Below are 21,664 nucleotides of genomic sequence, written 5' to 3' on the forward strand. Positions count from 1 at the left end.
TGGTCATGCCGAAAAAAGGCGAGAGCAAAAAACTGCGTGTGTCGGAACAAATCATTGGCCCGCTGGGCGATCCCGGCAGCCTGTATTTTCAGATGAAACAGTTCCTGCAATACCAGCGCGAGCGCAGCTATTCAGAACGCACCGTGGGCAACCGCGAACACCTGCTGATTGCGTTTATCCGCTGGTGTGACGAACGGGGTCTGACCCGGCCACAAGAAATTACCCGACCCATTTTAGAGCGTTACCAGCGGCATCTTTTTTTATATCGAAAAGCTGACGGCGAAGCGCTGTCAGCGCGCAGCCAAACGGTGCGCATCACGCCGATTCGGGTCTGGTTCAAGTGGCTGACCAAAACCAACCGTATCCTTTACAACCCGGCTTCTGACCTCGATCTACCGAGGATGGAACAGCGTTTGCCGAAACATATCCTCAGCAGCGACGAAGCCGAACGCATCCTCAATGTGCCAGATGTCCAAACCCCGACCGGCATCCGCGACCGGGCCATGCTGGAAACCCTCTACAGCACCGGCATGCGCCGCATGGAGTTGATCGACCTGAGCTGGAGCGCCATCGACTACGAGCGCGGCACGGTGATGATTCGCCAGGGCAAGGGCAAAAAAGACCGGATGATTCCCATCGGCGAGCGTGCCTTGGCCTGGATCACCAAATACCGCGACGACGTCCGGCCTCAGTTCGCGATGGCCCAGGACGACGGGACGTTGTTTCTGACCCAGCAGGGTGAAGTGTTCAGCCCCAACCGCCTGAGCCAATTGGTGCGCGAGCACATCGATAAAGCCAACATCGGTAAGCGTGGCAGTTGCCACCTGTTCCGCCACACCATGGCCACGTTGATGCTGGAGAACGGCGCCGATATTCGTTTCATCCAGGCCATGCTCGGGCATGTCAGCCTGAACACCACGCAGATTTACACCCAGGTCAGCATCCGAGCGCTCAAGGAAATTCACACCGCGACCCATCCGGCACGCTTGCAACGGCAACATTCGGCCAGTGAAACCACGACTGAAACCTTGCCAGATGATCCCGTCGAAGCCCTGTTGACGGCCTTGGACGCCGAAGCGGATGAAGAAAGCGAGTTGGCCTGACAACTTGCCTGCAAAGGCCTGACAAACACCCCGCAAGTCCCCTACAGATACCCGTCGGCCTGACAAATCGCCTGCAAACTCCCCGCAAAGTTCCAACCAATACCTGACACCCCCGCAGGCCGCGAAGCGGCCTCAATCAACGGCAAAAAATACAGGCACGCTATGGATGTATACATCCGGTGCCAAAGGGGAGCCCTTTGAATCCCGAAAAGCCGCCTCTACGAGTCGAGCGATAAACACCTGGACAGGTTGTCAGGGGGCTATCGGAGCAGATGCAAATGCCGGACAGGAAATGTTTTGTGGCCACCGCCTGCACGCAGTCGATGTCCCCAAAACCCTGATCAGGGCTGCGCCCCGATACCCCGTTGGATTAGCATCTTTCAGGGAGGCGAGTTTTTCTCGATTAGTGCAAATGAGTGCAACTTAAAGCAAATTAACGCCAATCAGAGCAACTTAGAGCAACTTAGAGCAATTCAATGCAATTTCCCTCGGGCATGGAACCAGCATGCTTTTTGGGGAGGCACGTTACCGACTGTTTACAAATGAGCTGCGCCATTCGTAACCAATCGACCGTACCAAAGGGGAAACCCCTTTGAACCCCGAAGCCTAACGCGCTGTGCTTGTTGGCCCCTGGCCGTCCGATGGCTTCGCCACCGAACGGCCAGGGGCTTTTTTGTCGTCGCCTGATTTGGGTCGTCCAGGGTGTTCTGTGACGGGCTCAAAACCCGCGTCGGGGTGGTTTTCCTTGGTGAGCGCGCATCAGCTAGGTCGACCGTCTCGCAGACCACGTCACATCAGGCGTTGCGCGCCTAGACAACGAAATTCGCGTCGGGTGATACTGTTGGTGCAAAAGGCGTTGAAATACCTCCTCTAGTGAACAAACCATTAGGCTTGGGTTCGACGGGTAGAACTACGCCTGCTAACTTGAATGAACAGCTTGCAATGGAGCAGGCTATTTCAAATCCTGCTGCTGGTCGCCCGCTGTCGGTTCCCATGACTGATTCCCGATGGCCGGCAACTGATGGTTGGGTGAAATCAGCGCAAAATATCAATGGAATAGAAATCCATTACGTTAGAAACTCCATTACTGGAGCAATTGACGACTTCAAATTTAAGTGAGTAAACATATGCTTGCCTTTTGTCAGGCTAATCTCGGTAGCGCCATCCCAACAAAGGAGCGCTATTTAGGCGAGGTAGATCAAACGGACTATTCTCCTTTGAGTATTGGAGAAAGTTACGTGGTGTATGCGCTGTTGTTTATTTTTGATCGGGTGGATTTTTTAGTGCGGGCTCCTGAACAACCTCCTTTTTGGGCTCCGAGCAGTCTATTTCGATTGGTTGACGCTAGGGTTCCAGCAAACTGGGAGTTTTGTATTACTCAGTTGCGCCCTGGCTACAAATCTCTTTTTGATGCGTTCAAAATTAGCTATGTTATGGGCTACCCGCTGCTGGTGAATGAGTATGAGCATTATGTAGGGATTGTTGAGCGAGACCCAATAGAGGTTCTACGATTTATGGAGGAAGAGCTAAAGCAGATTTCAGACTGATTTAACGATTTGATGGTGCAAAAGCGACAGGTGGTGCAGTAGAGCTAACGTTTGACAAGGCTACCCGGACTTGGACAACTCCAGCTGGTCTAGACTATGGACAAGGATCGGTTCAAGGAAACAGAGTTTTGCATGTTTTAGAGCATGCGGAGCCGAATCCGGCCAAGACAACACATAGCGTCTTTAGTATGGACAGAAAAGAGATTTTAGGCACTATCGATGAGGCATGGCTCAAGAAAGGTAGTCCTGTAGTAAATGATTCGGGTGCATATGTTGTCCCGATGGGCCGAGCGATTGGTACTTCGGGAGAAACGAGTATTAAAATTATTGTTCGGCCTGGGACCAGTCAGGTCATTACCGCCTATCCTGTTAAATAGAGAAGTCTTATATGTTGTGTCCAAGGTGTGAGCAGGGAGATATTGTCAGGGCTAAAATTATAGCCCATGACACTTGCTTGTTCGTATGTCAAGAGTGCGAGGCCTCATGGTTTTTATACGAAGACATTGGGGTTAGGGCCTTTTTCGACTATGGGACTTATATGGAAAGCCTTGGACTGAAACCACTATGGAGTGAGTTGAAAATTATTCCTGAGTAGGTGCAAAAGCGACAGCGGAAGTTCCCAAGCCGACTAGCCTTACCAAGATTACGGACGAGATGAAGGCTGATCCTTACCATCCGGATTGGCAGCGTTACGTGGGTAATGAACCGAGAGCGGTTGGAGCGGATGTTGTTAGCGGTGATGCAAAATACACCACTCGATTTATTGATGGCATCGAGGTAGTTGATCAAAAAACTGGGCAAATTTTCAAAGGCACAGTTGATCTTGGTCCAACCTTAGATAGGATTAAGTCAGGAGGATCCTTCCCTCATCGAAATGATGGCTCTGTGTTCCAGAATCGTGCATTGGATCTGCCGCAGAAACCAGCCGGTTACTACACTGAGTATGTCCATCCTACGCCGGGTATTGCAGGGCCTGGGCCTCAGCGAATAGTCGTAGGGAAAGGCGGCGAAATGTATTACACCGCCGACCACTACAAAACCTTCATCCCAGTAAAAAATTGAGGTCTGTCGAAATGTTGCCATTCACGTTTGTGGAAACCCCGCCTTCATATGACGCGGCCAAAGTTTTTTATGTGCGGATTGACCCCACCATTCGGATCACGGAGGAACTGATAAGATCGTTGTATTACCTACTTTGGTTGCCGGGGTACTTTGGATTTAACTGGGATGCCTTGTATGACTGCTTAAGGGATCTCAGCTGGGTTCCGTGTCACAAAATCGTCCTTGTGCATGAGTCTCTGCCAGGATTACCAAGAGACGACCTAAAAGTATACCTAGAAATTTTGCGTGACTCGGTCCTTGATTGGGTTGCTGACGATGGACACGAGATAGAAGTAGTCTTCAGAGATACTGATAGAGTTGTGATCGAAGGTTTGCTGAAAAGTTAGGTTCAGCCGTTGGTGCAAAAGGCGGAAGTACGGTAGCGGATGATTTCTTTGCAGGTACGAAATACACAGATAAAGTGTTAGGTCAGATCAAGACAGGCGATCTTCATGGATTCCCGGAAAGTGTCACTACTTTCCAAGGGGCCGGACAGGTGACGAAGATCACAGGGGGAGATGGTGTGGTAAGAGATATGCTGAAAATTCCAGGTGAGTATCGTGGGAAACAAGGCGTTTTCGAGTTCATAAAGGAGTCGGATGGGTCAATCAATCATCGACTATTCAAACCGACCTCGGCGGAGTGATCTATGAGTATTATATGGTCGGAGCAAATTGATTCTATTCTAAGTAGAGGTATATCCCTAGATCATTTGGGGGTGCGGAACTGGGCCCTAAGTCGTGATGACGCTTTACATGCTATTTATGAGCTCGAGGCTTTCGGAGTCGCGATTCTTGGAGGAGATGTATATCAATTGGTTGGCGAGAAAGCTGAGCAGACGTACGACAGTTGGTACTGCGACCAAGGCCCCGATGAGTCTGATACTGTTTTTTTTAAGCGCAGTTCAGATAAGGCAAAGAGTTACATTTTTAGCTACTTAATGCCGGAGGGGCTTTTTGCGCTAGTGCCTAAAATTTGATGGTGCAAAAGCAACAGGTTCTGCTGGAAAGGTAGCAGACGATATTCCGGCAACATCTCCACTGGCTCGGGACGGCTTGCGCGAAGACTTAGCGGCACAAGCCGGTATTCCTCGAAATATTGCTGGAAATCCTTCCGGCGTTTGGGGGAAGTCAATAGATGATGTTAAACAGCCGCTCACCATGGACGGCGCAACACTTACGCCTAAAGTGAAAGCTAGTTTATCTGGTAATGCCCAAGTCTATACAGTCGAAGGTGGCACTACAGGGATTAAGGAAGTTCAATATAGCCCATCTACTGTTGGGGATGATATTTTATCAACTCACAAAGGAGAGTACTACAAGCTTACTTATAGTGATGGGAGCAAGGTTAAAGTTGTCGATCCTGGGAGTTACAGGCCGACTTTTAATAGTGAGGGGCCTATTTATGATGCTAATACAAGGTATTTGAACCCTCAGGGGCAAAAAGTGATATTAAATTCCACCACTAACAAGTGGGTGCCAGAATGACACCGTCTAACTATTTCTCAGTATCTTGGGCGGCACCAATTGTGCCATCCATATCTCTTGCAGGCATACCGCTGGGCGTCAATGCAGAAGTGCTGGGTCGTGTGTTGCTTAAGTATTTAGTTGATGCAACCAGTCAGCTGTACAAATTTGAAAATGCACCAAACATTCGATTAAGAACGCATGGTCTGGACGAGCTTGGAAATGGAGGCTACTCTTTTTCTTTGTTTAATGATGCAGTTATTGATGACCTGCTAAAAGGGACTCCCGCTCTATCAATAATGATTAGGGAGGGGAAGGTTTATGCTATTAAAGTTTACGATTTCAGTTTTTCTGGGGAGTTTGCGCAAGAGCTTGTCTATAAAGGTGTTTTGCCAGCAGGTATCGGCTTGGGTAGTTTGGTTTCGGATCTATTGCCATTTACATCTTTAGAGTTTGACAGCGCTGAGGAGTGGTTCTATACCGATCAGGACTATGGCGGGCTTGAAGTTACCGGCTGGGGAGTTCCTCTGGAAGATCATCCTGATCAAATTATTACTGCTTTATGTGTGATATCAGGAACGATTGCTCAAGTCTAAGCAAGCGGTACTCACCTAACACCGGCCAGGCCGGTGTTTTTTATCTGGCTTTTGATTTCCCGACTTTTATTTAGCCGCCTGCTTGATCCTTCCCTTTAGTCGTTGGCCCTGCTGCACGGGCAATGGCCCCGGCTACCTGGTGTTTCACAATCACCGCATCGAGCAGGCCCCGTACCAGTTCTTGCTCTTCCATGGGCATGCGTGAAATCGCTTCGAACTGGTAGCGCAGGCGATCATCCGGCCCACGCTCGTCGGTTTCGAATAGTAAAAAATCCGATGTTACGTGCAGTGCGATAGCCAGCTTTTTCAGTGCATCGGCTGTGGGCAAGGAGCTACCAGCCTCGTAGCGCTTTATCTGCTGCACATGAATTTCTGTTGCCGCCGAGAGGGCTTGTTGTGTCATGCCGAGCTTTTTGCGTAGCTCGACGATGCGTTGGGAAAAGCTCATCAGTCCGGGGGCATTATCGCCGGGCGCGATGTCAGCCTGACCGCTGTTAATGGCGACGTGACCAACGAACTCACCGTCACCAGCCACAAAAGCAGCGTCGATGAGTACAGCCAGCAGACAGACGTTGTCGACAGCGCGGCGCGCATTGAAGCGGCGAACAACCTGACCATCCGCGCCGGGCGCGACCTGAATAACACCGGCGGCGTCCTGAAAAGCGCTGCAAACACCACGATCACGGCCGGGCGAGATGTCAAGCTCAGCGCCGTCCAGCAAGTCGTCAGCCACGACTACGGCGCCGACCGCCGGGATCAAAGCATCACTCAGCACGGTTCCAGCGTGACGGCCGGTCAGGACCTGAGCATTCAGGCCGGCCGTGACCTCTTGGCCATTGCCAGCCAGATCGACGCCAAGCGCGATGTCGCCATGGCGGCGGGCGGCAATCTGACCCTGGCCTCGGCGGCGGACGAAACGCACTCGTACTACCAGGACAACAAGGTCAAGGCTCAGGAAGACCACGTCAGCCAGGTCAGCACAACCGTCAATGCTGGCGGCAATGTCACGTTGAACGCCAGTCAGGACCTGACACTCAGCTCAAGCAACGTTACGGCGGGCAATGAAGCTTATCTGGTGGCCGGTGGGCAATTGAACGTGCTGGCGGCACAAAACAGCGACTACTCGCTGTACGACATGAAGAAAAAGGGCAGTTGGGGCAGTGAGAAGACCCAGCGTGACGAAGTGACCCAGGTCACCAACATCGGCAGTGAAATCAAGAGCGGTGGTGACCTGACGCTGAAGAGCGGCGGGGATCAACGTTATCAGGTCGCCACGTTGCAGAGTGGCAAAGACCTGACGTTGGACAGCGGTGGTTCGATCACCTTTGAGGCGGTGAAGGATCTGCATGACGAGAGCCATACCAAGAGTGATAACGACGCTTTCTGGAACTCGTCAAAGGGCGAGGGCAAGACAGACGAAACCCTGCGTCAGAGCAGTCTGATCGCGGCTGGCAATCTCACCATCAAAGCGGTTGATGGGCTGAAGATCGATATCAAACACATCGATCAGAAAAGCGTCAGCCAGACCATCGACGCGATGGTCAAGGCTGACCCGCAACTTGCCTGGCTAAAACAAGCCGAAGCGCGCGGCGATGTGGACTGGCGGCAAGTCAAGGAGATTCACGAGTCGTTCAAATACAACAACTCAGGCTTGGGTCCGGCTGCCCAGTTGATCATTGCCATTGCTTTGGCTGCAGTCATGGGGCCGATGATGGCCGGTATGAATTCGATGCTGCAGGCCGTGTCTCTCAGTGTTGCGACCAAGGCCACAGTCAGCACCATCGACAACCGAGGCAACCTCGGTAAGGTCGTAAAAGACGTTACCTCAAAGGAAAGTATCAAGGGATATACCGTCGCTGCCGCAATGGCCGGGGTAGCGGATGGACTTCATTACAACCCGGGCAAGCTTGGCTTTGATGCCAAGAGCTTGCAAACCTTGGCCATCAAGGTAACCGCTGACGCCGCTATAAAAACGGCTGTTTATGGCGGAAGTTTCAAAGACAACCTTGCCAGTGCTGCGATGGGCGAGGCCGTCACTGTCGGTGGCGCCGTTGGTGCTGGAGCCATTGGTGGACTGCCTTATGCGGAAAGTGGGTGGGCCAAAGTGGCCCTCCACGCCGCCCTCGGTGGCCTAATGGCAGAGGCCATGGGCGGCGACTTCCGCACCGGAGCTTTGGCTGCCGGCGCTAATCAAGCATTGGTAGAGGCACTTGCCGACAAATTGCTTCCACTGAGCGGCAACACCACTAGCCCTGAATACCAACAGCAAATGGCAAACCTGCTCGCGATCTCGAAGGTGATCGGTGTGCTTGGTGCTGTTGTGACCAATGGGGATGTCGGGATTGGGGCGGCAGTTGCGGGCAATAGCACCCAGTACAACTACTTGGGGCATGCCCAATTGGAAAGAGCAGCCCGCAAGCTGCTCACTTGTACTGACCAGGCGTGTATCACGGATACGACCCGTATCTACCAGGAAATCAGCTTCCAGCAGGATCTTGATGCTGTTGCTGTTTGTATGGCGGATCGAACTCAGTGTGCGGGCCCCTCTAAAGAAGTGGCCAATACCATGGCCAATCTGAACTCGATCCGTGACACCCTCGACGCCGCGTCCCCGCAGGCTCAAGTGGCGTTACAGACCCTCATAAATTCCAACCACGACTTCCAGGGGATGCTGGCTGCAGCCACCACTGAGAACGAAGTGGATAAAATGGTTGACTCACTCAGGTCCAAGTGGAATCTTACTGACGCTGAAGTCAGCGCTATGAAAGAAGGTTTCAAGGTTGCTGGCGCCATAGGGATGGGCGCCGCAGGAGCTCTCGCTTACAAACGAGCTGTTGCCCGGATCAAGGGCGCAACGGTATCGGATAAGGCCCCAAATTTTTCGCCCGATCCCTCGCCTGCCACAAAAGGGGCAGGGGCTCCCAATGTCACTATCAAAGATCACTATGATCACCACCTGAACATGGTGGATGACATCAAGGATCAACTTTCATCTCAAGGGTTCAGAGTCAGCGAAAAAGAAATATCATTTGGCAGTTCTTGTGGCACTGGTCGTTGCAGGCCTGACATTGTGGCCGAAGCGCCAGATGGAACCCTTAGGATTATTGAAGTTAAGACCGGAAGTGCGGACCTAAGTATTCGTCAGTCCGAGATTTTTCCTCAAATAAAAGATGGGAGTTCAATTCCTAGGGGTAAAGTGGCTGAAAGCTTTGGCCTGAAGCCGGGTGTGCCGTTAAAGGAGCAAGGGTATCCTAACGGCATTCCTATTGAGATTATGAATTTCCCTGGTGCCAAGTAATGAAAGAAAAAGATGTTGTTTCAATCTTGAAGGAGCAGGGCTGGGTTTGTAGCAAGGATGAAGTTGGTGATTATTTTTGCGTCACCGATGTCGGAGGGGTTCAACTTCAGGTTATCCCATCTGTGGGTAAACGCTCGGACCATTTTCGGGTTTCGCTTATGCCCTCCATTTCCTCCAAAGAATTTTCGGAGGCTGTTTCTCTTATATTGGGTGATGGCGGTAGTAATGCTCCGATTATAGTTAGCAATGAAGCTCCGGAGAAATTGTCTGATTTTTCTAGTGATGATGTTATTAGGTTGTCGGAGAAGGCTATGTCTTGGGCTCGTTCTCAGAGTATTGAGGAGGGGTTGACGGTTTATAGACAGCTCCCAACTGATGTTAAAGGTGCAATGCCTATCCGACATTTGGCGGCTCTAGCAATAGCTGGTGATACTGGATGTTTAGACGAATACAAGAAAAATTTTGAGAAGGGAGATAGGCTCGGATTTGTGCCTTACATTACTTCCGATATGATTGATCGAGCACTCATGATAGCCAAAAAAAATAAATAACCATCCAATAAGAACTCCAGCCAAAGAGCTGGGGTTCTTATTGCCTGTGATTTGCCGTCGTCGCCCTCGCTGTTTAACTGTATGCAGGGAAGCCTTCGCCCCACTCCGGCAAATAGAGCTCGGAAAGTGCTTGATGAGCTTAGAATTAAAAACATTTCAGTGAAGGTGATTCATGAGCCAGGAAGTCAATAAACAGGTTGTACGAGCTATTGCTGAGACTGCTGTATTCCTTGAGTTTTCGGGGGAGGATGCAATAAACCCGGATGCTGCCGTGCAGATGCTTGAGCAATTAGCTTCGACATTGCAAATGATGGACTCAAAAAACAAATCATCTTTGTGTTCGCTATTTGAAAATATTGCAGTGGAATACTCCGGTGAACAGGCAGAATTTGTGGAAAGTCTGGGTGAAACGCTGGGATTGATCGAGGAGTAGCTCCCCCTCCGGTTGTACCGTGATGTAGATGTTCTAACACCGGCCTTGCTCCGGTGTTTTTTCATCTGGCTTTTGATTCCCTGGCTTTTATTTAGCTGCCTGCTTATTCCTTCCCTTTAGTCGCTGGCCCTGCCGCACGGGCAATGGCCCCGGCTACCTGGTGTTTCACAATCACCGCATCGAGCAGGCCCCGTACCAGTTCTTGCTCTTCCATGGGCATGCGTGAAATCGCTTCGAACTGGTAGCGCAGGCGATCATCCGGCCCACGCTCGTCGGTTTCGAATAGTAAAAAATCCGATGTTACGTGCAGTGCGATAGCCAGCTTTTTCAGTGCATCGGCTGTGGGCAAGGAGCTACCAGCCTCGTAGCGCTTTATCTGCTGCACATGAATTTCTGTTGCCGCCGAGAGGGCTTGTTGTGTCATGCCGAGCTTTTTGCGTAGCTCGACGATGCGTTGGGAAAAGCTCATCAGTCCGGGGGCATTATCGCCGGGCGCGATGTCAGCCTGACCGCCGTTAATGGCGACGTGACCAACGAACTCACCGTCACCAGCCACAAAAGCAGCGTCGATGAGTACAGCCAGCAGACAGACGTTGTCGACAGCGCGGCGCGCATTGAAGCGGCGAACAACCTGACCATCCGCGCCGGGCGCGACCTGAATAACACCGGCGGCGTCCTGAAAAGCGCTGCAAACACCACGATCACGGCCGGGCGAGATGTCAAGCTCAGCGCCGTCCAGCAAGTCGTCAGCCACGACTACGGCGCCGACCGCCGGGATCAAAGCATCACTCAGCACGGTTCCAGCGTGACGGCCGGTCAGGACCTGAGCATTCAGGCCGGCCGTGACCTCTTGGCCATTGCCAGCCAGATCGACGCCAAGCGCGATGTCGCCATGGCGGCGGGCGGCAACCTGACCCTGGCCTCGGCGGCGGACGAAACGCACTCGTACTACCAGGACAACAAGGTCAAGGCTCAGGAAGACCACGTCAGCCAGGTCAGCACAACCGTCAATGCTGGCGGCAATGTCACGTTGAACGCCAGTCAGGACCTGACACTCAGCTCAAGCAACGTTACGGCGGGCAATGAAGCTTATCTGGTGGCCGGTGGGCAACTGAACGTGCTGGCGGCACAAAACAGCGACTACTCGCTGTACGACATGAAGAAAAAGGGCAGTTGGGGCAGCAAGAAGACCCAGCGCGATGAAGTGACCGACGTCAAGAACATCGGCAGCGAAATAAAGACCGGTGGCGACCTGACGTTGATCAGCGGTGGTGACCAGCGCTACCAGGGCGCCAAGCTTAACAGCGGTGGTGACCTGACGCTGGACAGCGGCGGCAGCATCACCTTTGAGGCAGTAAAAGATTCGCATCAGGAAAGTCACGAAAAGAGTGATACCAGCCTCGCGTGGATGTCGATGTCAGGCAAGGGCAGCACCGACGAAACGTTGCGCCAAAGCGTGCTAGCCGCGCAGGGCAATGTCGCAATAAATGCTGTAAATGGGCTGCATATTGACCTCAAGCAAGTCAATCAGCAGACGGTGAGCCAAGCCATTGATGCGATGGTGGCCGCCGACCCGCAAATGGCGTGGCTGAAAGATGCTGAGCAGCGTGGGGACGTGAATTGGCAACTGATTCAGGAGGTGCATGACTCTTACGAGTACAGCCATTCCGGGTTAGGTCAAGGGGCGATGCTGGCGATCATTATCATCGTCACGATCTTGACCGCGGGCTCGGGCACTGCCGCAGCTCTTGCTAGTTCCGCTTCCGCCGCAGCACAAACTGCCGCGCTAGCCGCTGGTATGTCAGCAGCCACGGCAGCAACTATTGGCGCCGCAGCAGCGGCTGCTGCAACGGCGAGTTTCTCGGCAGCTCTATCGTAGGCAGCCATCAGCGGGATCAACAACAAGGGCAATTTGGGCGCCACGCTCAAGGATGTGACCTCTCCGGAGAGCCTGAAAGGCTACGTCGTCAGTGGGCTGGTGGCCGGTTTTGCTGCCGGAGTACTCGACAAGGCGTTTGGTGTGACTGCCGAAGGCGCGGGAAAGGCCACTCATGGTTTCGAATTGGGTGAGCTGGATGGTTTCACTAAATACGCCGGTTACACCTTGGCCGAAAATGGCTTCGCTGCTTCGACTAACGCTGCACTTAATGGCGGCAGTCTCAAAGACGCACTGGCTCAAGCAGCCATAGGCAGTGTTGCCGATGCCTTGTCGGCCTCGATTTATAACAAGCTCGGGACCCAGCTGGAGTTTTCAGGTCTGCCCGCAAAAGTTGCAGCACACGCGTTGGTGGGTGGGCTGATCGCAGAGCTGGCTGGCGGTGATTTCAAAATGGGTGCTCTGGCCGCCGGGGCTAATGAGGCATTTGTTGCCACAATTGGCGATTCCATTTTCAAAGGCGACGCACACGATCAGCTTCTGGCGCTGACTTCACAGCTGATCGGTTTGTCTGTGACTGCCGCTGCCGGCGGCTCGGACAAGGATCAGGCGATATCCGGTTGGGTCGCCGCCCAGGCGACAAAGTTCAACAGCCTCGATCATCCAACGGCTGAAAAGCTTTTGAATGAGATCAAAGACTGCAAAGCGAGTGGCAATTGCAGCGAGGCTAAAATTCGCGAGGTGATAGCTCAATACGAGAAAATTTCGTCTGCGCGATCTGCCTTGATCGACGCTTGTACGACTCGCGCATGCGTCGAATCTATCCAGGCCAATACCATCGCCATGGACGATCCGGTTGCAAAGGACCTGTTGAACCTGTTCAAAACCTCCATCGCATATGACATGTATGGCTTGATGGTGGGTGATCCGAGCAAGGTTGCCATTCCTTCACAAGGCATGGATGCGTGGGGAGGCACTTTTTTTACCGATGATCAACTCGCCTTTGCCAAGTACATCCAAGAAGGATGGTTGACCACTGCGGAGCAAGCTCATCTAGACACTTGGACTAAAGAAACGTCTTGGATGGACAACGCCGCCGGGCGGGTATTGAGTGCCTCTGAGAAGGCCGGGATGTTGCTCAACCTCGGCAACACGATGTTGACCGAGGGGTGGGGTAAGGCCGCCAATGGCAATGCGCTCGGCAATAGTGCAAAGAAAGGGGACGGAATCTCCAAGGATGCTGATGGATTTGGGGATGCCACAAAAGCAACCAGCATTGAATTTTTGCCGAAAATGACCAGGAACAGCGCTGGACAAATTGAAGCGAATGTCACGCAAAGCAGTGCTATAAATACTCTTGAGGCTAGTGGTTACAAGAAAGCTGTTTCGCAGGACGGTACGGTGACAGTGCTAACAAGTGGCGATAAAACATACCGGTTTTATCCATCCTCCACGTCTACAGGGCAACCCTCGGCTTCGTTGACAATTTCAGGTGTCAAAAAGCCCATTGCAAAAATTAGATTTGTCGGAGAATGAATTGACCATATTGAATATCAGCCCTATTGACTTATCTCGCATAGTAGAAAAACTATCAGAGGTCGTCGACTTCAAGAGCGACTTGCCTTCAAAAGTTTTTTTTGAAAGCGGATTGGTGTTTTGGTTTTTTGAGCGACCACTGCTTGCATTTATAGAGGTGGTTTCTGGGCTGATTTCAAAAAGTATCTCTAGCTATGGAATGAATGTCTTTGTTAAGTTTTCTGGCGATGAATTGCTGGATAATTCTTGCATTATTTTTGATGGGTGTGACACCGAAAATAAAATTTTGATTGTTAATGATGAGTACGTTGATTTTCTTGGCGGGGAAGTTGGCTATCCGATAGTCTTGTTTAATGAGACCCATGACTGGGTAGCTTTTGAGAGTGCGCATGAAGAATTTGGCGTTATAGCGGTTAGGGAAGCTAGTCTTCCAAAGGATTTTTCTGAGTATCTGGAGTCTAATTTCATTTCAGCTAAAATTCTTGATGAATTGGCGTTGAGTACCACTGCTGATGGCCTTATAGCAAGGGCTTTTAAGAAGTCATACAGTAGTTAGTTGGTGCAAAAGCAACTGGCGGGGCGGTAGACCGTGCTACTACTGGGATTGAGTGGGGCAAGGGTATTCAAGGTCAAGGAATGCCTTGGGAGGATTACCTTGGGACGCAACTGCCAGCTGGCTCTCGACTACCGCCGAACTTCAAGACGTTTGACTTTTTTGATAGAACGACCGGTGTTGCGACCAGTGCAAAAACACTTGATACGACCACTGCGGCTAAAATTGCCAATCCAAGTCAGGTTTATTCATCGCTCAAAGGAAATATTGATACCGCCGCAGGGTTTACTGAGTACGGTTTGAAGGACGTAACAGTATCCTCTAGTCAAATTACTAGTCGTGAATTGCAAGTGGCAGTTCCAAAATCTACGACGAGTGCTCAGTGGGATCAAATTAATAGAGCTATTGAGTATGGTCAGGGCAAAGGCGTTACGGTAAAAATTACCAAGGTGGATTAAGATGAGTGATGTCGTAAAAACAGCTTGGGCAGATGCGAAAATAAATAAGGATTTTATTTCCGTAAAAACTTTTTCTGGCTATCGAAGTAGCCAAGCGGATCCGCAAGGTGTGGAGCATTTTTTCAGCCCTGACGCTGCCGATAAAGAGCTAGGCTTTGCTGTGCTTGACGCCTTGGCTCATAGCCGATTTGTGCTTCCCGAGCCGCGAAAGGATGTTTGGATTCATCCTGAAGCTACTTTTGATATGGAGTTATACGACTACAACTTGACCAATCAACGATATGATCAATGGGTTGGCAGTACTTTGGAGCGCTATGGCTACAAGACTAAGCGTGCATTATTTAAAGGTATGAAAAAATGCAGTATTGAAAGTAAGAGGGGGCAGATAACTATTCGTCCTAGTCATCACGAAAAGCTAGAAGCCTGGAGTGGTAAGGGGCTAAGTGAGAGTGACTATGTCATTGTCCCCTGCGGTAGTAGTCCTTCCGATGTAGGTGCGGCCTTACGCTTGGCTTTTAGTCGGTGCACCTAATGTGTAGAGGTTTCGAGTTGATCTGACACCGGCCTCGTGCCGGTGTTGTTTTATCTGCTTACTGCAAAACCTCCCTTCCTTCGCTGCTCGCTTTGGTCGTGGCCTGAGCGATCAAGGCATCGAGCATCTGCGCAACAAATTTCTGCTGGCTCTTAGGTAGCTGGTCGATGGCTTCCAGTTGCTGTTGCCATTTCGGAGCAGGGCCACGCTTACGCACAGTGGTTTCCTGCTGCTGACCAAACAGCTCTTTGAGTGTGGTTGCAAGCAGTCGGGCCAGTTCAGGCAACGCCGCTACCTGGATACGCCGTTTACCGGACTCATAGGCTTGGATGGTCTGCTGGGACACGCCCAGCCGTTCAGCCAGTTGTGTTTGGGTGATGCCGTGTTCTTTGCGCAGGCGGGCAATGCGTTCGCCCAGGGCAATGAAAAATGCACGTTCTTCGCTGGTGATGCTCATGGCTGTCGTTGACAACAACGCAGCACAAAACAAGATATGGTCCTGGTCGATTGGACGCTCGAACTGATTTTTCGCTGGCTCATTGTGCAGCGGCAGTCATGGACTTGATCCAGTAGGCGCGCGAATGGGCATGCACCTTATGCCTATCTCAACGATGTGCTGTAGCGGCTGCCGACGCAGCGGGAGAGCGAAACTGCAGAGCTGCAGCACAGATGGGCAAACTTATACTGTGCAAGGTGCTAAAGCCCGCTATCCGCGCAAGGGCCTGAAGAATGCCCTGATTTCCTCCGCCAGAATCTGAGGCTGCTCCAACGCTGCGAAATGACCGCCATGGGCAGCATGTTCCCAGTGATGCACGTTGAATACACGTGCGACCCAACTACGCGGCGGCATAGGCAGCTCCTTAGGGAATAGTGTTACGCCTAATGGCGGATCGACCCGTTCCCAAGGCTCGAACGTCAGTGGGTTTTGCCGATTTTCCTTATATAGACGTAAGCTTGCCTGTAGGTTCCCGCTAAACCAGTACAGGGAAATATCGTTGAGAATCGTGTCGAACGACAATACCTGCTCTAGATCGTCGGGATGATCAACCCATGCCTGAAATTTTTCGACTATCCACGCCGCCAGCCCTATTGGTGAGTCCGCCAATGCGAAAGCAAGTGTCTGGGGTTTCGTGCTCTGCAACGCCGCATAGGCGCCCTCAGTGGCAGAAAAGTGGCTGCTCCTATCCAAGAATTCCTGTTCTTTCTCGCTCAAACTATCTTGGCCGCGACCTAGTGGCGGCCGATAGCTCCCAGGAATGTAATTGAGATGAGCGCCGATAATTTGGGGTGGATGATCACGGGCGAGCCACATTGAAACGCCTGCGCCGATATCCCCTCCCTGGGCACCAAAACGATCGTACCCCAGCTGCTCCATGAGCGCTTTCCAGAGCGCCGCAATCTGTTTTGAGCCTGTCCCCGCTTGGATCGGTGCAGGCGAGCAGCCGTAGCCAGGAAGAGAGGGCACCACCACATCAAATGCGTCAGCGGCATCACCACCGTTGGCAGCAGGGTCGGTGAGTAGCGGGAGCAACTGTTCCATTTCCAGGAATGAACCTGGCCAGCCGTGGGTGATAACCAGAGGCATGGGCTTGTGCCCTTTTCCGCGCTGGTGCAGGAAATGAATGGCTTGGCCATTGACCTCAGTCATGAACTGCGGCAGCTGATTGATCCGTCGCTCTTGATCTCGCCAATTATAGTGGTTGCACCAATGTTCAAGGAGACGCTGAAGAAAAACTGAATTGGTACCATCCTCCCAGCTGTCTGGCTTTAGGGCATCAGGGAAGCGTGAATTGCGTAGTCGCTGATGAAGGTCACTTAGCTGAGCATCAGTGACGGCCAACGTAAACGGTCGGATGGGCATGACAACTCCGTATGAGTGTAAATACGCTAAATTACAGTGCTGCTTCGCAATCAGGTAATCAGCGGCTACCAGCCCATCGCCAAAATCACCAGATCAAACGCTCACCCGAAACTGCGAAGTCCTAGGGCTCCAACGAAACGCATCGACGCCAGTTGCCTGAGCAACGATATCCCGGTTACTTGACTGATGCTGAAGGGGCGCTGGTTGCCGATTTACTTGAAACTCAGGGATGTGCCACAGCGTCATTCTCGACGGAAGCTGCTCGAAGCCTGCTGCTATTTTGTCGATAGAGCATACGCGGGGAATTGAACTCAGCGCCTGTATAAAACGCACGCGGTCGACGTTCAGTTGATCCGGGGGGCAAACGCTAGAAGAACGTGGCCATGGTGCTCGGCGCAAGGCGATCTGTTCACGGTAACACCTGCTCCGACCAGCTTCGTGGTGCTGCCCAAGCGCTGGTTGGTGGTGCGAGCTTATGCCTGTAACGACAGGGCTTGGCGACTGATCATGCGCCACGACCGGTGGTTCGCAGTGAGTGAGGCGTGGGTGTGGTTGGCCGGGGTACTTGTACTCGCGCGCCGACTGACGACTTGAATTTGTCTACATCCTCCGGGCGCGGTATCCAGTTTCACGCGCATAAAAAATCCGGAGCCTTTGTCCGGCTCCGGACTCTTCTGCTGTTCGTGGGTTAATCAATAATCCTTAACTGAACAGCATGCGGCTTGACCGTGCTTTACACGTCAGCGCTTACCGCTTATTGAGCGGTTTTCAACTTGACGACATCACCGGAGATTTTGGTGGTGTAACCGGTCAGGACCCAAGCCCAGAACCAGTTTTCCTGCACTTGAGTATTGATCATGGCGTCGCCGCCTTTAGCCTTGATCGCTGCATCTTGTGCGCGAACAAAACGGCTGTTTTGTTGAATCGGGATAACGCCGAACAGCATTAGGCCAGTGGCGGTTGCTTCACTGTGGCCCAACACGGTGTATTGGCTGCTGTCATATTGCTGAGTCTTCATCGGGGCGCCGGTGCAACCCGCCAGAACCAGGCCAAATACTGCCGCTGCAACTACTTTACTGAGGTAATTCACTGCACAACTCCATAATAAAACGTCCGGGCCCATTACTTGGGCGGCGCGCATTTTAACGGAGATGATGGCCAATAGATATCGATTGTAGAGTGGTTACGGGTGAAGTATCAGGACGGTGGATGACGTTAAGAATGCATTAGTATGCTGACCACTTGTTAAGGACGGATACAGCATGCGAGGCAGTGAATTCGCCCAGCTTCGGGCGTTTGTCGCGGTGGTTGAGCACGGCAGTTTTGTGCGCGCGGCGGCTCATTTGGGGATGTCGGCGTCGGCGCTGAGTCAGACGATCCGTGAATTGGAGGAACGTCTGGATGTGCGGCTGCTCAACCGCACGCCCCGCAGCGTGTCGCCCAGTGATGCCGGTGCGCGGTTGTTGTTGCGTCTGCAACCGGCGCTCAACGAGTCAGACGTAGCACTCGCAGGTGCCACGCACACGCCGGGCATACCCAGCGGTTGTTTGCGCATCAACGCGCCACGCGTCGCAGCTATTTATTACCTCGCGCCGTTGGTTGGCCCGTTTCTGAACGCCTATCCCGGCGTCAGCCTCGACATTGTCACCGACGAGCAGGTGTCGCAAAGGTTGACCGATGGCTTTGACGTCGGCATCCGACTCGGCGAAAACCTTGATCAGGACAGGGGCTGCGTTGAATTGAGCGGTCACCTTGAAATGATGGTCGTGGCGTCCCCGGCCTACCTTGAGCAATTCGGTACGCCACAGACCCCGCACGATTTGAGCGAGCATCAGTGTTTGTCCTGTCGTGGGTCGACTGAGGGCAGCCCATATCGTTGGGCGTTCGAGCACGCGGGCGAGCGACTGTCGATCTCTGTCAATGGGCCGCTGGTGGTCACCGAACCGGAAATGCTCACCCGTGTTGCCCTTGAGGGCGCGGGTATTGCCTACCTGTTTGAGCATCAAGTGCGCGAGCACATTACGGCGGGCCGTTTGGTTCATCTGCTGCAGGACTGGACGCCGGCCTTTCCCGGGTTTTACCTCGATTACCCAAACCAGCAGCCCATATCCCCGGCGCTGCGGGCATTTCTGGATTTTGTGCAACGGCCGCTACGGTCAGATTCATGACGGGGTGGTTTTGAGTATTCCCGGCGTTCTCTCCTGCGAGTTGCTGGTAGGAGACTTACATACCGTTGTCGTTGATACCGTGGGTCGGTAGCACCGACCCTCTCGGCTGAGCCGTTGCTCAAGGCGAGCCCATTGGTAACTGAATCATCTGCAAGTGGGCGCCAGCGGATCTGGAAAGTGACGACGTGATCTGCTCCTTATTCCCATAAGCGATAAGCACCATACTTTGCGTGATATGGCCTGCGCAGGTTTGCCGGTATGATGGGCGCCCCCGCAGTCTGGATTGCGAATACGCCATGACCTTGCAGTACCCAACCATCGCCGATTGCGTCGGCAACACTCCGCTGGTCCGTTTGCAGCGCCTGCCGGGCGTCACCAGCAATACCCTTTTGCTCAAGCTGGAAGGGAATAACCCGGCGGGATCGGTCAAAGACCGTCCGGCGCTGTCGATGATTACCCGCGCCGAATTGCGCGGGCAGATCCACCCCGGCGACACGCTGATCGAGGCGACCTCGGGCAACACCGGGATCGCTCTGGCGATGGCGGCGGCGATCAAGGGTTACAAAATGATCCTGATCATGCCGGACAACTCCAGTGCCGAACGCAAGGCGGCGATGACCGCCTATGGCGCCGAGCTGATTCTGGTGACTCAGGAAGAGGGCATGGAAGGTGCCCGCGACCTGGCTCAGCGGATGGAAGCCCAAGGCCGTGGCAAGGTGCTGGATCAGTTCGCCAATGGCGATAATCCCGAAGCGCACTACACCAGCACCGGCCCCGAAATCTGGCGCCAGACCCAAGGCACCATCACCCATTTCGTCAGCTCCATGGGCACCACCGGGACCATCATGGGCGTGTCGCGCTACTTGAAAGAGCAGAGCGATAGCGTGCAGATCGTCGGCTTGCAGCCAATGGAAGGTTCGGCGATTCCGGGCATACGCCGTTGGCCTCAGGAATACCTGCCGAAGATTTATCAGGCGGATCGTGTCGACCGAATCGTCGACATGGCGCAAAGCGAAGCCGAAGACGTGACCCGTCGACTGGCCCGCGAAGAAGGCGTTTTTTGTGGCGTGTCCTCGGGCGGTGCGGTGGCAGCGATGTTGCGCCTGTCCAAAGAAGTTGAAAACGCGGTGATCGTCGCGATCATCTGCGACCGTGGCGACCGTTACTTGTCGACCGGCATTTTCGACGCGCCCAACTGATGGCCAAGCAAGAGAGAGGCCTGCGCTTTCAGCCCACGGGTGGTAGCAAGGCCCCGCAAATTCCCACCGGTAAAAAGCAGCGCTTGAGCATCGAGCGCCTGGCCAACGACGGTCGCGGTATCGCGTTTTTCGAAGGTCGCACCTGGTTCGTTATCGGCGCTTTGGCCGGTGAAGACGTTGAGGTTCGGGTGTTGGGCGCCCACGGTAAAGTCGTCGAGGCGCGCACTGAACGTGTGTTCCAGCAGAGTGAACTGCGTCGGCCGGCACCTTGCCCGCATGCCGGGCGCTGCGGCGGTTGCAGCGTTCAGCACTTGCCCCATAACGAACAACTTGCCCTGAAACAGCGCATGCTCGCCGAGCAATTGTTGAAGGTCGCGGGTGTCGAGCCCCTGGAGTGGGCCGCGCCGTTGAGTGGTCCTGAGTTCGGTTACCGCCGCCGTGCCCGAGTGGCTGTGCGTTGGGACATGAAGGCGAAAAAGCTTGAAGTCGGTTTCCGTGCGGCAGGCAGTCAAGACATCGTCGCGATCAGCGAATGCACGGTGCTGGTACAGCCTTTGCAACCGATCATGAGCCGCCTGCCGGAGATGTTGCGGCGCTTGAGCAAACCCCAGGCGCTGGGGCACGTGGAATTGTTCAGCGGCTCTACATTGGCGGTTTTACTGCGGCACATGGCGCCGTTGTCCGACGCCGACCTGACGATCCTCAAAGATTTTTGTGCATTCCATGAAGCCCAGTTGTGGCTGCATGGCGACGGCGAACCGCAACCGGTCGACGTCGATCAGGTGCTGGGTTATCGCCTGTCATCATGGGATTTGGATTTGGCGTATCGGCCTGGAGATTTCATCCAGGTCAACGCCGGGGTCAACGAGGCGATGATCGCCCAGGCGCTGGACTGGCTTAAGCCTCAAGCCGATGAGCGGGTTTTGGACCTGTTCTGCGGTTTGGGTAACTTCGCACTGCCGCTGGCCAAAGCCGTTCGTGAAGTGGTGGCGGTCGAGGGTGTGCAGGCGATGGTGGAGCGGGCTGCGGCCAATGCATCCAGCAATAACCTGCATAATGCGAAGTTTTTTCAGTCAGATTTATCCCAGCCTTTGACCGATGCCGAGTGGGCCAGCGAAGGCTTTTGTGCGGTACTCTTGGACCCACCGCGCGACGGTGCTTTTGAGGTGGTGCGCAAGCTGGCATCGCTGGGCGCCAAACGAGTGGTGTATGTGTCGTGCAACCCTGCAACTCTGGCGCGCGATACGGTCGAATTGATCAAGCAGGGCTACCGGTTAAAACGTGCCGGGATTCTCGATATGTTTCCTCAGACGGCACATGTCGAGGCCATGGCGTTATTTGAAGCGAGCTAGGATGGCTCGTCTGGTCCGACTGGCCCGTCCGTGC

General features: G+C 53.3%; 21 protein-coding genes and 3 pseudogenes. 19 read left to right on the plus strand and 5 right to left on the minus strand.

Annotated elements, in window-relative coordinates; genetic code table 11:
* Positions 1-5: 5 nt before the first annotated feature.
* The 8 genes from xerC to RHM68_RS07155 all read left to right on the plus strand — a co-directional run bounded on the left by xerC (position 6) and on the right by RHM68_RS07155 (position 5,813).
* Positions 6-1,103 carry a site-specific tyrosine recombinase XerC gene (xerC, locus tag RHM68_RS07125; protein WP_322221334.1) on the plus strand — a complete coding sequence of 366 codons (1,098 nt, stop codon included), beginning with the start codon at positions 6-8 and terminating at the stop codon, positions 1,101-1,103.
* A 942-nt stretch (positions 1,104-2,045) separates the two neighbouring features.
* Positions 2,046-2,222: a hypothetical protein gene (locus RHM68_RS07130; RefSeq protein ID WP_322221336.1), complete on the plus strand. Its 177-nt coding sequence runs from the start codon at positions 2,046-2,048 to the stop codon at positions 2,220-2,222.
* Positions 2,223-2,230: 8 nt separating this feature from the next.
* Positions 2,231-2,650 (plus strand): hypothetical protein, encoded by a 420-nt coding sequence (locus RHM68_RS07135; protein WP_322221338.1) that lies wholly within the window; start codon positions 2,231-2,233, stop codon positions 2,648-2,650.
* A gap of 654 nt (positions 2,651-3,304) precedes the next feature.
* Positions 3,305-3,712, plus strand: coding sequence for a ribonuclease domain-containing protein (locus tag RHM68_RS07140; RefSeq protein ID WP_322221340.1), 408 nt, complete (start codon positions 3,305-3,307; stop codon positions 3,710-3,712).
* Positions 3,713-3,723: 11 nt separating this feature from the next.
* Entirely contained in the window at positions 3,724-4,098 is a 375-nt protein-coding gene (locus RHM68_RS07145; RefSeq protein WP_322221342.1) for a barstar family protein, read from the plus strand.
* Positions 4,099-4,400: 302 nt separating this feature from the next.
* Positions 4,401-4,730: an Imm40 family immunity protein gene (imm40, locus tag RHM68_RS26660; RefSeq protein WP_323561538.1), complete on the plus strand. Its 330-nt coding sequence runs from the start codon at positions 4,401-4,403 to the stop codon at positions 4,728-4,730.
* Between the two features lie 76 nt (positions 4,731-4,806).
* A complete protein-coding gene (locus RHM68_RS07150) occupies positions 4,807-5,238 on the plus strand; it encodes a hypothetical protein (protein ID WP_322221344.1) in 432 nt (143 codons plus the stop codon).
* Positions 5,235-5,813 (plus strand): hypothetical protein, encoded by a 579-nt coding sequence (locus tag RHM68_RS07155; protein ID WP_322221345.1) that lies wholly within the window; start codon positions 5,235-5,237, stop codon positions 5,811-5,813. The genes RHM68_RS07150 and RHM68_RS07155 overlap by 4 nt, the downstream gene beginning before the upstream one ends.
* Positions 5,814-5,883: 70 nt before the next feature.
* Here the strand turns inward: RHM68_RS07155 and RHM68_RS07160 are convergent, their stop codons facing one another.
* Positions 5,884-6,261 carry a helix-turn-helix transcriptional regulator gene (locus RHM68_RS07160; RefSeq protein ID WP_322221347.1) on the minus strand — a complete coding sequence of 126 codons (378 nt, stop codon included), beginning with the start codon at positions 6,259-6,261 and terminating at the stop codon, positions 5,884-5,886.
* Here RHM68_RS07160 and RHM68_RS07165 point away from each other — a divergent pair.
* From RHM68_RS07165 to RHM68_RS07175, 3 genes and pseudogenes are all read left to right on the plus strand, one after another.
* Positions 6,259-9,111 (plus strand): annotated as a pseudogene (locus RHM68_RS07165) (DUF637 domain-containing protein); the annotation flags it as partial. The gene RHM68_RS07160 and the pseudogene RHM68_RS07165 sit on opposite strands and share 3 nt — an antisense overlap.
* Positions 9,111-9,662 carry a DUF6990 domain-containing protein gene (locus RHM68_RS07170; protein WP_322221351.1) on the plus strand — a complete coding sequence of 184 codons (552 nt, stop codon included), beginning with the start codon at positions 9,111-9,113 and terminating at the stop codon, positions 9,660-9,662. The pseudogene RHM68_RS07165 and the gene RHM68_RS07170, both read left to right, overlap by 1 nt.
* 172 nt (positions 9,663-9,834) lie before the next feature.
* Entirely contained in the window at positions 9,835-10,095 is a 261-nt protein-coding gene (locus RHM68_RS07175; RefSeq protein WP_322221353.1) for a hypothetical protein, read from the plus strand.
* Between the two features lie 103 nt (positions 10,096-10,198).
* On the opposite strand, the gene RHM68_RS07180 is transcribed toward RHM68_RS07175, so the two are convergent.
* Entirely contained in the window at positions 10,199-10,564 is a 366-nt protein-coding gene (locus RHM68_RS07180) for a helix-turn-helix domain-containing protein (protein ID WP_263273630.1), read from the minus strand.
* On the opposite strand from RHM68_RS07180, the pseudogene RHM68_RS07185 reads away from it, so the two are divergent.
* The 4 genes and pseudogenes from RHM68_RS07185 to RHM68_RS07205 all read left to right on the plus strand — a co-directional run.
* Positions 10,562-12,562 (plus strand): annotated as a pseudogene (locus tag RHM68_RS07185) (DUF637 domain-containing protein); the annotation flags it as partial. The gene RHM68_RS07180 and the pseudogene RHM68_RS07185 sit on opposite strands and share 3 nt — an antisense overlap.
* Before the next feature lie 946 nt (positions 12,563-13,508).
* Entirely contained in the window at positions 13,509-14,063 is a 555-nt protein-coding gene (locus tag RHM68_RS07195; RefSeq protein WP_322221357.1) for a hypothetical protein, read from the plus strand.
* A gap of 80 nt (positions 14,064-14,143) precedes the next feature.
* Entirely contained in the window at positions 14,144-14,518 is a 375-nt protein-coding gene (locus tag RHM68_RS07200; protein ID WP_177000244.1) for a hypothetical protein, read from the plus strand.
* Position 14,519: 1 nt separating this feature from the next.
* Positions 14,520-15,050 carry a contact-dependent growth inhibition system immunity protein gene (locus RHM68_RS07205; protein WP_322221359.1) on the plus strand — a complete coding sequence of 177 codons (531 nt, stop codon included), beginning with the start codon at positions 14,520-14,522 and terminating at the stop codon, positions 15,048-15,050.
* Between the two features lie 58 nt (positions 15,051-15,108).
* Here RHM68_RS07205 and RHM68_RS07210 read toward each other — a convergent pair whose 3' ends face one another.
* Both RHM68_RS07210 and RHM68_RS07215 read right to left on the minus strand, forming a co-directional pair.
* Positions 15,109-15,507 carry a helix-turn-helix domain-containing protein gene (locus RHM68_RS07210; RefSeq protein ID WP_322221361.1) on the minus strand — a complete coding sequence of 133 codons (399 nt, stop codon included), beginning with the start codon at positions 15,505-15,507 and terminating at the stop codon, positions 15,109-15,111.
* 249 nt (positions 15,508-15,756) lie between these two features.
* The gene (locus RHM68_RS07215) at positions 15,757-16,911 is read right to left on the minus strand and encodes an epoxide hydrolase (RefSeq protein WP_322221363.1); all 1,155 of its coding nucleotides are present in this window, start codon (positions 16,909-16,911) and stop codon (positions 15,757-15,759) included.
* Between the two features lie 125 nt (positions 16,912-17,036).
* On the opposite strand from RHM68_RS07215, the pseudogene RHM68_RS07220 reads away from it, so the two are divergent.
* Positions 17,037-17,505 (plus strand): annotated as a pseudogene (locus RHM68_RS07220) (hypothetical protein); the annotation flags it as partial.
* Between the two features lie 160 nt (positions 17,506-17,665).
* On the opposite strand, the gene RHM68_RS07225 reads toward RHM68_RS07220, so the two are convergent.
* A complete protein-coding gene (locus tag RHM68_RS07225) occupies positions 17,666-18,001 on the minus strand; it encodes a hypothetical protein (RefSeq protein ID WP_322221365.1) in 336 nt (111 codons plus the stop codon).
* Between the two features lie 172 nt (positions 18,002-18,173).
* Between RHM68_RS07225 and RHM68_RS07230 the strand changes: the two genes are divergently transcribed.
* The 3 genes from RHM68_RS07230 (at position 18,174) to rlmD (ending at position 21,630) form a co-directional block, all read left to right on the plus strand.
* Positions 18,174-19,079, plus strand: coding sequence for a LysR family transcriptional regulator (locus RHM68_RS07230; protein ID WP_322221367.1), 906 nt, complete (start codon positions 18,174-18,176; stop codon positions 19,077-19,079).
* A 296-nt stretch (positions 19,080-19,375) separates the two neighbouring features.
* On the plus strand, positions 19,376-20,278 hold the full coding sequence (cysM, locus tag RHM68_RS07235; protein ID WP_322221369.1) for a cysteine synthase CysM: 903 nt from the start codon (positions 19,376-19,378) through the stop codon (positions 20,276-20,278).
* Entirely contained in the window at positions 20,278-21,630 is a 1,353-nt protein-coding gene (rlmD, locus tag RHM68_RS07240; RefSeq protein WP_322221371.1) for a 23S rRNA (uracil(1939)-C(5))-methyltransferase RlmD, read from the plus strand. The genes cysM and rlmD overlap by 1 nt, the downstream gene beginning before the upstream one ends.
* Positions 21,631-21,664 lie beyond the last annotated feature (34 nt).

The sequence above is a fragment of the Pseudomonas sp. DC1.2 genome (assembly GCF_034351645.1).
GTDB lineage: Bacteria > Pseudomonadota > Gammaproteobacteria > Pseudomonadales > Pseudomonadaceae > Aquipseudomonas.

Coding starts and splice junctions, on each gene's coding strand:
- xerC (WP_322221334.1), top strand. CDS start 6: ATGCCGAAAAAAGGCGAGAGCAAAAAACTGCGTGTGTCGGAACAAATC.
- RHM68_RS07130 (WP_322221336.1), top strand. CDS start 2,046: ATGGAGCAGGCTATTTCAAATCCTGCTGCTGGTCGCCCGCTGTCGGTT.
- RHM68_RS07135 (WP_322221338.1), top strand. CDS start 2,231: ATGCTTGCCTTTTGTCAGGCTAATCTCGGTAGCGCCATCCCAACAAAG.
- RHM68_RS07140 (WP_322221340.1), top strand. CDS start 3,305: ATGAAGGCTGATCCTTACCATCCGGATTGGCAGCGTTACGTGGGTAAT.
- RHM68_RS07145 (WP_322221342.1), top strand. CDS start 3,724: ATGTTGCCATTCACGTTTGTGGAAACCCCGCCTTCATATGACGCGGCC.
- imm40 (WP_323561538.1), top strand. CDS start 4,401: ATGAGTATTATATGGTCGGAGCAAATTGATTCTATTCTAAGTAGAGGT.
- RHM68_RS07155 (WP_322221345.1), top strand. CDS start 5,235: ATGACACCGTCTAACTATTTCTCAGTATCTTGGGCGGCACCAATTGTG.
- RHM68_RS07160 (WP_322221347.1), bottom strand. CDS start 6,261: ATGAGCTTTTCCCAACGCATCGTCGAGCTACGCAAAAAGCTCGGCATG.
- RHM68_RS07170 (WP_322221351.1), top strand. CDS start 9,111: ATGAAAGAAAAAGATGTTGTTTCAATCTTGAAGGAGCAGGGCTGGGTT.
- RHM68_RS07175 (WP_322221353.1), top strand. CDS start 9,835: ATGAGCCAGGAAGTCAATAAACAGGTTGTACGAGCTATTGCTGAGACT.
- RHM68_RS07180 (WP_263273630.1), bottom strand. CDS start 10,564: ATGAGCTTTTCCCAACGCATCGTCGAGCTACGCAAAAAGCTCGGCATG.
- RHM68_RS07200 (WP_177000244.1), top strand. CDS start 14,144: ATGCCTTGGGAGGATTACCTTGGGACGCAACTGCCAGCTGGCTCTCGA.
- RHM68_RS07205 (WP_322221359.1), top strand. CDS start 14,520: ATGAGTGATGTCGTAAAAACAGCTTGGGCAGATGCGAAAATAAATAAG.
- RHM68_RS07210 (WP_322221361.1), bottom strand. CDS start 15,507: ATGAGCATCACCAGCGAAGAACGTGCATTTTTCATTGCCCTGGGCGAA.
- RHM68_RS07215 (WP_322221363.1), bottom strand. CDS start 16,911: ATGCCCATCCGACCGTTTACGTTGGCCGTCACTGATGCTCAGCTAAGT.
- RHM68_RS07230 (WP_322221367.1), top strand. CDS start 18,174: ATGCGAGGCAGTGAATTCGCCCAGCTTCGGGCGTTTGTCGCGGTGGTT.
- cysM (WP_322221369.1), top strand. CDS start 19,376: ATGACCTTGCAGTACCCAACCATCGCCGATTGCGTCGGCAACACTCCG.
- rlmD (WP_322221371.1), top strand. CDS start 20,278: ATGGCCAAGCAAGAGAGAGGCCTGCGCTTTCAGCCCACGGGTGGTAGC.